This is a genomic window from Crocinitomicaceae bacterium (assembly GCA_016708105.1).
GTDB lineage: Bacteria > Bacteroidota > Bacteroidia > Flavobacteriales_D > Crocinitomicaceae > JADJGJ01.
The window spans coordinates 533337-545888 of record JADJGJ010000002.1; the positions used below are offsets into that span (position 1 = coordinate 533337).

Consider the following 12552-nt stretch of genomic DNA (forward strand, 5'->3'; position numbering starts at 1 on the left):
AGGCTGAACTAAATTCGAATTGAAGTTGTGGATCTATTTCAACTAGCCAATCTTTTCTGGATTTTCTAGAAATTTGATCAGATGAATGTAATTGAAGAGATGCAGTCTGCAAAAGTTGGCCAGATTAGAGAAAGCCCATTTTCGTTTAATTTTTTGTGGATAACGGTCAACAGCAGATTCACTATTAGCGTACACCAAATCTGAATTTTGATTGCATTCTCATTGTCGCCTAAAAAATATTTTAGCGGAAAGTTTTGTTTGAGCTGTTTGAAAAGTAATTCAATTTGCCATCGTTTTTTGTAAATGAGTGCGATGTGTCCTGCGTTCATCCCTTGTATGTTGGTTATAAATTCAAAGCATCTTTTGTGTTCGTCATCCCAGTAAGCAATTCTTCTGAGTTCAGTAGTTTTGAGATATTTTCCGTTGTCTTTGACTTCAACTTTTATAATTTCATCTTTCAATACACCTGCGTCAATATAGCTGGGAATATCATTTTCTACAACCAATTCATAGGTTGCATTTGATTTTAGTCTGGTGACAAAATAGATGTTGTTTTGTGTGAATTCATCAAAGGTTTTATAATCATTATATCCTTTATCAAACACAGCTATTTTGCCTTTTTCCAGCTTAAGTTTTTTAAGGAATTTTTTATCGTGTGTTGTCGCTGATGAAAACCAAATCAGTTTTGGAACCTGTTCCTGAAGATTAATTTGAGTGTGTACTTTTATGCCTCCTTTTCTTTTGCCATTGGAGGATTTTCTGCCAACACAGCTCAATAAATCACGAAACAATGAAATAGTTGTTGAATCAATAATTTCCACTCTTTGTTCCCATACATATTGTTTTCGGCTGTCCGAGATAACCCCTGAGTACTCTTTGTACAATAAATAATAAATCTCTTGAAAAACCTCATGACTCCTTCGAGCATTTGCATCACTCAAGGTGCTTTTGTGCGGAATGTTTTTAACTGAAAATGATTTGTCTTTCCTTTGAGCCCAAGCATAGCACCGGCAACCTCTCGCAACGATGAACAATTGGCGAAAGTTGAAAACAACATGCTGATTAAGTGATCAGATGTGTCAAATCGTTTGGTATAATAATCAGAGTTACGGTTCTTAACCACTCTGCTTACAAGAGTTGGGTCAATTAAAGAAATCAGCTGTCCGAAAACCGACTGTCCAAAAAAGTAGTTACTTTTATTCATGTGTATTTAGTTCGTCAAAACCAAATTACACTAAAGCGGGAAATCTGTTATGGAAATCCCGCTTTTAAATTTTTTTTATCGGACAGTAGTGAATTCAATAACAAAAATTAATAAAAATCGCTCAATAATCCAAATATTGGGGTTTGTTACCCAATATCCAGATGCAGACAGGGGCCAGCCGAATCAATAGGAATTCTGGTTTTGTTAAAAAAAAGCCCCATTCAATTTAATAAAACCCAGAGGCAATGAGTACATTCGTTGGGTAAAAAAGAGGCCTGTGGGAGCAAAGAAAAATTCAGATCAATCAGCTGAAACTCCGCTGATGAAACAATATAATCAAATTAAATCACGCTATCCGGATGCATTGTTGCTTTTTAGGGTTGGTGATTTCTATGAAACATTTGGTGAAGATGCAGTGAGAACGGCTAATATTCTGAATATAGTGCTCACTAAACGTGGCAAAGATTCAGCGTCTGAAACACATTTGGCCGGTTTCCCTTATCACGCGCTTGATAATTATCTGCCAAAACTTGTACGCGCCGGTATGCGGGTGGCAATTTGCGATCAGCTTGAAGATCCAAAAATGACAAAAACTATTGTCAAACGCGGCGTTACAGAATTAGTAACACCCGGTGTATCTTACAATGAAAAAGTATTAGACGGTAGAGAAAATAATTTTTTAGCAGCCATACATTTTGATGTTAACCGCACAGGGGTTGCTTTTCTTGATGTATCTACCGGTGAGTTCATGGTGGCTGAAGGTAATTTTGAATACGTGGATAAACTGATTCAAGGTTTTGCACCAAAAGAAATTTTGTTCCAAAAAAGCAAACAGAAAATCTACGCTGAACAGATTTCAGCAACTACCTACAACTATAAATTAGATGATTGGATTTTTACTCCTGACTTCGCGCTTGAGATGATTGAAAAGCAATTTGAAGTGAAATCACTCAAAGGTTTTGGTGTAGATAATTTGAAGCTGGCCGTCATTGCCGCAAGTGCTATTTTACATTACCTCGGTGATACGCAACATGACAAGTTAGGACACATCAAAAATATTGCACGCATTGAAGAAGATAAATATGTTTGGTTAGATCGCTTCACTATTCGTAATCTGGAATTGCTTTCATCACAAAATGAAAATGCAACAACACTTATTCAGATTCTTGACCAAACTATTACTCCGCCCGGAGCACGTATGCTCAGGAGGTGGATGATTTTACCACTCAAAGAAATTGCCCCCATCCGTGAACGGCATGATATGGTGCAAGAGTTTATCAGCAATACAGTATTCAAAGAAATTATTACCGAGCAATTAAAAGAGATTGGTGACCTTGAACGCATCGTGTCAAAAGTTGCAACAACGCGCATCAATCCCAAAGAAATTTTACAACTTGCCAGAGCTTTACGTGCTATGGCTCCTATAAAAATGGCTTGCGCTAAATCATCCCATGAGTCATTTAGATTATTGGCTGATCAATTGAATTTGTGTGATGTTCTCCGCGGACGAATTGAACGTGAAATTCATTTCGATGCCGCCATTGCTGTTGGTCGCGGACAGGTGATTGCTGACGGTATAAATTCTGAACTGGATGAACTTAGGTTGATGCAGTCTTCAGGAAAAGAATATCTTGAAAATATTAAACAACGTGAGATTGCCGCAACCGGTATATCAAGTATAAAAATTGCATTTAATAACGTGTTTGGTTATTATATTGAAGTAACCAATACGCATAAAGATAAAGTACCAACCAATTGGATCAGAAAACAAACTCTGGTAAATGCTGAGCGATACATTACAGAAGAACTGAAAGAATACGAAACAAAAATTCTGGGTGCCGAAGAAAAAATTCATGCGCTGGAAACACAGTTGCTCAATGAATTGGTTGGCGCCATGACAGAATATATTTTGCCCGTTCAGCACAATGCAACGCTACTTGCAAAATTGGATTGCCTGCACGCTTTTGCAGATGTTGCGGTGATCAACCAATATACCCGCCCTGAAGTGAATGAAGGGTTTGAATTGGATATCCGTGACGGACGTCACCCGGTGATTGAAAAACAATTGCCTCCCGGTGAAAATTATATTGCCAATGACTTGTATCTGGACAATGCAAGCCAACAAATTATCATGATTACCGGCCCAAACATGAGTGGTAAATCTGCTTTGCTCAGACAAACAGCAATCATAGTGCTGATGGCTCAAATGGGTTCGTTTGTTCCTGCTCGTTCAGCCAAAATTGGATTGGTTGATAAGGTGTTTACACGGGTTGGCGCCTCTGATAATATTTCATCTGGCGAATCAACTTTTATGGTTGAGATGAATGAAACGGCAAGTATTCTCAATAATCTTTCTGAAAGATCACTCATTATTCTGGATGAAATTGGACGAGGCACAAGTACCTATGATGGTATCTCTATTGCATGGGCAATTACAGAATATTTGCATCAGAATAAATCAGCGCGGCCTAAAACTTTGTTCGCTACCCATTACCATGAACTCAATGAAATGTGTACCACGTTTGATCGCATTAAAAATTACAACGTGGCAGTGAAAGAAGTTGGCAACAAAGTGATTTTTCTTCGCAAACTAATGCCCGGTGGAAGCAATCATAGTTTTGGTATTCATGTTGCACGCATGGCCGGTATGCCTAAAGATGTTATTCAGCGCGCTGATGAAGTGCTGGTGCAATTGGAAAAAAATCATAGCAGCGATCTCAGAAAAGAAGCCAAAGCAATTGCCGCTGACGCAAAAATGCAACTCAGCTTTTTTCAATTAGATGATCCTGTTCTGATGCAAATCAAAGAAGAAATTGAAAACATTGATATCAATACGCTCACTCCGGTTGAAGCACTCATGAAACTCAATGAGATTAAAAAATATGTTGGGGTGAAGTGAAAAGTGTTTATAAACCAAATTATTTTGGGGGATTCATCACTCGTTTTTGATTATTGAGAAAAGATTTCGTAGATTAACTGAATGAAATCAATATCAACCTCTTTATTGTTGTCAGTTTGTTTGTTGACTTGTTCAATCAGCAAGGCACAATACAAAAACTCATTAGACTTTGATGGCATCAATGACTATGTCAATCTCAACGTGCTTCAAAATGATTTTTATGCAAACCAAACTCACTTTACGATTGAGTTTTGGATGAAAGCGTTGAAGGATGATCAAACGTCTTCAATTAGAACGGTGATGTTTGCAATCAATGAACCGGCTGGAGAAAACAGACTATTAATTATCATGGGCGGACCATCAGCGCAAGACGGAAAATTGATGATTTATCCGGATGGTTCATGGGGTACCGGCGCTATTTATACTAGTTCACAAGTTATTGGAGACAATGTTTGTCATCACATTGCATATACTTACGATGATGGATTTTGCTCTGTTTATATTGATGGCATTTTGGTGAACACACATTCAGCGGTTTGTTCCATATCCGCAACTGATCGATATAGCCTTGGTCAAGAGTATGATAATTTAGCAACATCACAATTTTACAATGGTGAATTAGATGATGTACGAATTTGGGCTACTGTGAGAACCGCTGCTGAAATTGCTGATAATATGGATGAAGAATTGTCTGGCACTGAATCGGGATTGATTGCGTATTACGATTTTAATCAAGGAAATCCGCTCAATCCAAATCCGGGGCTTGATACCTTGGTTGATTTAACGAATGGATCACATACCGGTTCACTCTATAATTTTGCCTTAAATAATGCCAGCTCAAATTGGGTGAGAGGCTTGTGCGTTGATCCTTTTGTTGGGGTGTATGATATGGATATTACTGGAGACAAAAGCGAAATTTTTGTCTACCCAAATCCAACGGATAATTTTGTTTATATAGTAATTCCTCCTTTAGATATAAATAATACATGTTGCGTAGAAATATATTCACTAGAGGGAAAATTGTTGATTTCAAAATCTTTGGAAGACATATTTTTTGACAGTGTAAAAATTGATATCAGTGAAATTCCTAATGGGCAATACATAGTCATTTATCGTTCTGAAGCTAAAGTGTACTGTGAAAAATTAGTCATTGCAAAACAGTAGTTTCATGTTCGTAAAAGTAAAATGATGCGTAAATGAAATCAACCAAAACCTGCCCCAAATGTCAAAGCACTGAAATATTCACCAATATGGGAATTACAAAACGTGGTGAACGCAGTGTAATACCGGTTACCGGATGGTCACGCATTCACGTGGATGTTTTTGTGTGCACTCAGTGTGGATACTTTGAAGAATATTTGGACATGAAAGATAAAAGCGGAATTGAAAAATTGAAAGTGCAGTGGAATAAAACTTGATCGCGAATTTTCCAGTGCATAGCTGCTGAGGTATTAACAATTTCTTCATGACTCCGTTCGTCTGATCTTTTCTACTTTATATTCTTATTTCCTATCTTCGTTGGGTGAAGTCACTGAAATTTTTATTGTTATTTCTGATCTCGTGTCTGTATAATGTAAATACTGATGCTCAATCTTTTTTCAAATCAGATTCTGCTTTTAATAAAAATCGTACCATTGGTGTAAGCATTACTGATGGCGTTTTGTGGGCAGGTTCAATTTCTGCTTTGCAATTTGTGTGGTATGATGATTTTGCTAAAACTGATTTTCACACTTTTAATGACTGGAACGAATGGCAACAAATGGACAAAGCAGGTCATCTACTAACATCATGGAATTTTTCACGAGCCGCAGGCGATTTATTCGAATGGTCAGGCATCAATCACAAACAGGCCTCGTTACTTGGTGCGGCTTATAGTATTGGCTATATGTCAACCTTTGAATTGCTTGATGCTTTTAATGCAGATTGGGGGTTTTCATGGAGTGATGTGGCGTTTAACTCAGGAGGAAGTCTGCTTTATTTTGGGCAAGAATTTTTCTTCAACCAACAATACGTCAAGTTGAAATTTTCATGTCATCTGACTGATCTTTCTGTTTTGCGTCCGCAAGTACTGGGTGATTCTTTTTTATCACGGGTATTCAAAGATTATAACGGGCAAACTTATTGGATGAGTTTTAATCCTATCAATTTATTTAAGCAGCAAAAAGATGTTTTACCATGGCTCAATTTATCTTTTGGTTACGGAATTAACAATCAATTATATGGTGATGGTAGTGTTTTTATTACCGGCGATCCGGGCGCCACAACTACCTTTGTTCCCTATCGTCAATATTACTTGTCGTTAGATATTGACTTTGAAAAAATTCCTGTTTCAAAACCCTGGCTCAAATTTGTTTTTAGATCACTGAATGTTTTTAAAGTGCCATTTCCGGCGCTGGAATTTTCAACGCATGGGGTGAAAGTTAGAGCGCTTTACTTCTGATTTTTCAATATCAAACGGATAACAAAACTAGATTGAAGCGAAAAAAAAAAAAGGAGACCAAAGCCTCCTCTATTCTGCATTATTTTTTGGCGTATGCTATAAACGCACTTGCTAATTTTACTGCTCAGCTATTTCAATTCCAAATTGTTCATGCATGTAGTGATCATAAAAATCTGCTTTCTTGAATAATTCATCCAAAATCACTTTACCGGTTTCTTCATTCAAATCATCATCATAAATAATACTGCCAAGAATAATATTCTGCCGGTCAACACTGAATGCAAGGGAATCCATGGTGTAGTTTTCACGCAACATGTATTCGTATAATTTTCCAATATTATCTTTTGGAATTGAACCAAGTGTTGCATCACAATAAAGAAACCGATTATTAGTATTGTATGAAATTTTAACTAGTGCACTGCCGCTTTCAATGTCCCATGCAATTTTGCCTACTCTTGACAGCTCAACGTTTTTTCCAATAGTAGTAAGAATGCGTTCTACTGTGGCTGAAACACCTTCAGGTTGATAAGGTGTGGCTTCAAATTCTTTCACGTCAAATTGATTTCCACAGTGCGGGCAATAACCATCTTGCAAACTGGTTTTTGTAATCAAATTGGTACATGACGGACATTTTGATGCACGTTCATTATTGGCTTTATCTGAATATTCACGCAAAATTCCGTTTAATGTAACAGAAGGTAAAGCAAAACCAAGACTTTCACCATCGCGAAAAATGAAGGTGTTTACACCAACCACTTCTCCGGCTTCATTGATTAGCGGTCCTCCGCTGTTTCCCGGATTGATGGCAGCATCTACCTGAATGTAATCTACATTATTAAACTTGCGTTCAGCTTTTGATACAATGCCTTGGGTGGCTGTAAAGCGCAATCCAAGCGGGTGTCCAATGGCAATAATTTTTTCACCGGCCTCAACGGCTCTGTCTGAAATGCTCACGTTGGCTGATTTTTCATAACCATCCGGTATGCGCAAAAATGCTATATCATTCAAGGGGTCTGTATAAATAACATCTGCCATGGTTTTGGCAAAATTTTCTCCGCGAATGATCACTTTCTCATTCCCAAAAATCACGTGTCGGTTGGTGACAATGAGATTTTTTTCTTTGACAATAAATCCACTTCCTGATCCCCCGGGTGTGTTGATTTGTACAATGATGTCTTTATAATTACTGATAATATCTTTCATATTTTTCTCTACTAAATAAGTGTTATTTTTTTTAATTTTTATTGAGATTTATGCGATCAATTTCCAGAATCATGGAATCAATAAAATTGGCAGCGCTTGTAAAATTGAGCTTGTTCACGTCAATAAATACATGCGGATATTCAGCTTTAGCACGACTAGTCATGCGGTTAATTTCTGCTTTGATATTAGTTGCATTTAACGCCTTATTAGCATCAACTAATTTTGGTGAGGCACCAAAACTTTCATAGTACTCAGGATTGAGCACATGCATACAAAGGTTCAGCATATCTGTTACCGGATACACCATGCCGTAGTTAAAAAATGCGTAACTGATCATGTAGCTGTAAATAGCATCAACAATTTGCGGATAGTTATTGTCACGATACCAGTTTACTTTGTTACGTTCATCAAACATCATATCCATCACCGTTTTGTGCGCTGTTGGATTTGCAATGGCAAACGTACATTTTACATCATACAAACCTGCCATGATTTTTTCTTTTGGCCATGCCGCTACTTTATCAAATTCTGCCATGATATTGCGATTTTTTTCAACCGTGCTGAGGTTGTCTTTGGCAAAAAACATCTGTTGAATTTTCTCCAGTGAATCTGTCAAGTTTCCTTGCGGACAAATGAGATAATCTATTTTATAAGAAAGATTCAATAAAATAAACGCTATACCACCTGACATATAATTAGGGTCATGTTTGGCAATTTCAGCTTTGGTATCATTGATCATTTGAACAAGGGCATTGTATTTAATTTCTTTTTCTTGTTCAGTGAGTGAAATGATGTTGTCTGTATCTATACTTTTAAGTGAGGTAAATTCTGCCGTGAGTAAATCATCTTGCTGATCAGCTTTTTTACTCATTTCTTTTAATGCTGCATATAATTTGTAAGGACCGGCATCAATGGCGTGTGAACTGAATTTCATGACAATGGTATTGTCTTTCAGCGCAAACTTAGAATACAATAGGGTATAATTAATTGCCATCAGTTTGCGCATAACCGGAATGCTGGGTGCGTCCATTTGAACAATTGGACACTCAGCCCTGAATTCAGTTGCGGTAGCTCTGCCGCGCACAACTTTTGAACCTTGGATGATTTCAAAATCAATGGTACCTGTTCCTCTTGTCAGCTTCACATTGTCCAAATGTTCATCGCGGATGTATTCAAGCAAAGCATCAAAGGATTCTAGATAGGCTTTTTCTTTAAATTTATTATAAGCTGTATTCCACGCATCCAGCTGGCGTTTGTTTTTATTGCAGTCAGTGTATCGTCCAAATTTTACTTCTTTCACATTTGACGCACTTGCTGTACTGTTTTTTGATGGCACGGTACTTGCCTCTTCTTTTGATGTACCAAACAGATTTTTTAAAAATGACATAGCAGTTTGAATTTAACAGCCCCAAATTAGTAATTTGTTCGACAAATCAATACATTATGCCGACAAATTAATGTCTTTTTTATGCTAAAACGATTTCACGCCTGTTGAATAGAATGCCGTACCTTTCAATTGCTTATATTTGTTCAATGCGTATTCTTAGTCTGATAATAAGCCTCATTCTACTGTCTGCTTCAGCAGCTGCGCAACAATTTCATTTGAAAAAATATGGCCTTGAAGAAGGGTTGCCTCGTGTTGGGGTTTACGATATTTTGCAGGATGATCATGGATTTTTGTGGATAGGTACTGAAGGTGGAGGTGTGTGTACGTTTGATGGGTATAAATTTCACTCATACACGCGACGCAATGGTTTAACGTCTGATAATGTTCGCTTAATTTTTCAGGCAAGTGATAAAACAATATGGGTTGCAACGGATGAGGGAGTGTGCTATTTTAACGGCACTGATTTCATCAAAGTTTCGCTGTCTGATTCGTTGGATGAAGACAGAATCAGATCAATTCATGAAGATGACAACGGAAAAATTTGGGTAGGTTCTGATCATGGTATCAGTTTCATTCACGCTGACAAAAAACTGGCTGATACAAGTTTCAGTTTTCAGCAAAATTTTTCTGATAGTACCGTGAGGTGTCTTACTTGGTATCAAAATAAAATGTGGGTTGGCACTGACTCAGGCCTTTATTGGTATGACAAACAAAATGGCTTGTCTCTTTTTCCAATGCAAAACAATTTATGTTCTTGGTCAATATTGAAAGTTTTCCCTGATTCAAAAGGAAATATTTGGATTGGAACTGATCAAGGGGTGAATAAAATTTCAGATTCTATCATCACGGTTTTCACAACAAAAGATGGGTTAATAAATAACCGTGTGCGCTCTATTGCAGAAGATCAATATGGAAATATTTGGTTCGGTACTTCAAGAGGCATTTCTGTATATGATTACGGTGAAATGATTAATCTCACTATGGCTAACGGGTTAACAAATGATCGGGTGCGCTGCCTGACAACTGACTCGTTTGGTAACATGTGGGTGGGTACTTTTTTTGGTGGAATCATGCGTTACAATCCTAAAGATTTTATTGGATTTACCACAACAGAAGGTTTAGCAAGTAATCAAATTCAGGCATTATGTGAAGATGAATACGGTGACGTGCTGGTTGGTACCAATGCCGGTTTGACATATCTTGAAGTGATAGATAATAAATTGTATAATTACTCTACTCTTACATTGGGTGATAATTATTTGGGCAATTCTATTCGTGCGGTATATTATGATGAAAACGGATATGTATGGTTAGGAAATGCCAGAGGAATTACCATTATAAAAAATGATTATAAAAAAGAACTTGTTTTTGTAAATAGTGAGGACGGTTCAACAAATGTTACGGTTACTGCAATAAAAAAATACCACGGAAAATATTACGTGGGAACTAACTCCGGCTTATTTCAGGTGAATGTTGATGAGCAATACCAGTTTTTTGAAATCATTAATTTATCAGAGAATAATCAAATGGGAGGAAAAGAGGTTTCATCCATTGCTAAAGATTATAATGACCGTATTTGGTTTGGATTTTCTGATGGCACAATCAGTGTATTGGATCAGGCAAAATTAATTACCCCGGCTGTGCCTGAAAATCTTGAAAACGTACTCACCATTGCTATTGATTCAACGGGAAATTTATGGTTTGGTACGAATGGAAATGGGTTGTTCACCGGCACCTATGATGCCTCCAAACGAAAACTCAATCTAAAAAATTACAGCACCTTGGAGCAATTGTCTTCAAATTATATTTATTCTATCCTTGTTACTGATGACAAAATTTGGCTTGGCCATGAACACGGAATTGATATTCTTTTAAAATCAGCCGACTCTGTTTCAACCATCATTCATTGTGGTAAAGAAATTGGTTTTGCAGGCTTACAAAATAATACCGGTGCCGCTTTGTTAGACAGCAAAGGCAATATTTGGTTTGGCACCATGAATGGACTGTACCGCTTGAATACCAAAGAGCTTAGCTCATTTACTGATGGCACACCTTCTATTGTTTATCTCACGGGATTGATGGTGAATGAACAATTTGTTGATTGGAAAAATTCTGAGTGGTGTGACACTACTTGGGGTATGTATGATTTGCCGGTTAATCTTAATTTGCCGTACAACAAAAATAATTTGAGTTTTGAATTTTTAGGGATCAATTTCATTGCGCCTGAGAAAATAAAATTCAGTTGGAAATTAGAAGGCTTTGATGATGACTGGTCTGCACCTTCATCTTTTTTACAAGCTCAATATACCAATCTGCCGGCCGGAATTTACACCTTCAAAGTACGTGCTTCAAATGAATTGGGTGTCATTCAAGATACCTATGAATCTATCACTTTTATTATTGAAAAACCATTTTGGGAAACTTGGGGCTTCAGAATTGCCGCTGGCGTTTTTATCACGTTGTTGGTACTGATGTTCTTGCGTTGGAGAACCAAACAGCTCAGAGAAAATCAAAGAAAACTGGAAGCTATTATTGCAGAGCGTACGCAAGAAATTACCAGTCAAAAAGAAATGCTGGAAGAAAAAAATAAAGAGGTTACTGATTCTATTTTTTATTCAAGAAGAATTCAACGATCTATTTTACCTGCAAAAGAAAAAGTAGCTAAGCTCATTGAAAAGTATTTCATCTTCTTCCGTCCAAAAGATATTGTATCAGGAGATTTTTACTGGGCAGACAGATCATTGGATAAATCAAAAACATTTTTTGCTGTAGCTGATTGCACCGGACACGGTGTACCGGGCGCCATGGTTTCACTTATTGGAGTGCGTGCGCTCACCAGTGCTTTGCGTGAATCAGGCATTACTGTTGCCTCTGAAATACTTGACAATGTAAATGAATCTGTAATTGAAACTTTTACTGATCATTCTACAAATACCATCATTAAAGACGGAATGGATATTGCCTTGTGTTCATTGGATTATTCCAACAATAGCAGTATTCATTTTCAATATGCCGGTGCACATAATTCAGTTTGGATTGTCAGAACTGAACTTGATGAAAATATTTTAATTGATGGTGAAGTGTATGAACCCAATCTTGTTTACGCGGGTTACAAACTTTTTGAAATAAAAGCCGACAAACAACCAATTGGATATTTTGATGGAAGAAAAGCTTTCTCAAATCATACCGGCGTATTGAAAAATGGAGATCGCATTTATTTATATAGTGATGGTTTTGCTGATCAGTTCGGTGGAGAAAAAGGTAAAAAATTCAAGTATAAAACATTGAAAGAACTCATTCTCTCAGCGCAGGAGCATACTGTTGAAGAACAATACACCATCATCAGAAATGCCTTCTACGACTGGAAGAGAGAGTTTGAACAAATTGATGATGTCTGCCTGATGGGCGTTGAAGTATAA

General features: G+C 37.2%; 7 protein-coding genes and 1 pseudogene. 5 read left to right on the plus strand and 3 right to left on the minus strand.

Going from position 1 to position 12552, the window contains the following annotated elements:
• Positions 1 to 42: 42 nt before the first annotated feature.
• Positions 43 to 1204, minus strand: a pseudogene (locus IPH66_13490) (IS4 family transposase).
• Between the two features lie 322 nt (positions 1205 to 1526).
• On the opposite strand from IPH66_13490, the gene mutS reads away from it, so the two are divergent.
• The 4 genes from mutS (at position 1527) to IPH66_13510 (ending at position 6543) form a co-directional block, all read left to right on the plus strand.
• A complete protein-coding gene (mutS, locus tag IPH66_13495) occupies positions 1527 to 4103 on the plus strand; it encodes a DNA mismatch repair protein MutS (GenBank protein ID MBK7130358.1) in 2577 nt (858 codons plus the stop codon).
• 81 nt (positions 4104 to 4184) lie between these two features.
• Complete coding sequence (locus IPH66_13500) at positions 4185 to 5267, plus strand: T9SS type A sorting domain-containing protein (protein ID MBK7130359.1); 1083 nt, start codon at positions 4185 to 4187, stop codon at positions 5265 to 5267.
• A gap of 32 nt (positions 5268 to 5299) precedes the next feature.
• Entirely contained in the window at positions 5300 to 5521 is a 222-nt protein-coding gene (locus IPH66_13505) for a hypothetical protein (GenBank protein ID MBK7130360.1), read from the plus strand.
• Between the two features lie 104 nt (positions 5522 to 5625).
• Entirely contained in the window at positions 5626 to 6543 is a 918-nt protein-coding gene (locus IPH66_13510; protein ID MBK7130361.1) for a DUF2279 domain-containing protein, read from the plus strand.
• A gap of 117 nt (positions 6544 to 6660) precedes the next feature.
• Here the strand turns inward: IPH66_13510 and IPH66_13515 are convergent, their stop codons facing one another.
• Together IPH66_13515 and IPH66_13520 are read right to left on the minus strand one after the other, a co-directional pair.
• A complete protein-coding gene (locus IPH66_13515; GenBank protein ID MBK7130362.1) occupies positions 6661 to 7746 on the minus strand; it encodes a trypsin-like peptidase domain-containing protein in 1086 nt (361 codons plus the stop codon).
• Between the two features lie 31 nt (positions 7747 to 7777).
• Positions 7778 to 9133 carry a hypothetical protein gene (locus tag IPH66_13520; protein ID MBK7130363.1) on the minus strand — a complete coding sequence of 452 codons (1356 nt, stop codon included), beginning with the start codon at positions 9131 to 9133 and terminating at the stop codon, positions 7778 to 7780.
• A 146-nt stretch (positions 9134 to 9279) separates the two neighbouring features.
• Between IPH66_13520 and IPH66_13525 the strand changes: the two genes are divergently transcribed.
• Entirely contained in the window at positions 9280 to 12552 is a 3273-nt protein-coding gene (locus tag IPH66_13525; GenBank protein ID MBK7130364.1) for a SpoIIE family protein phosphatase, read from the plus strand.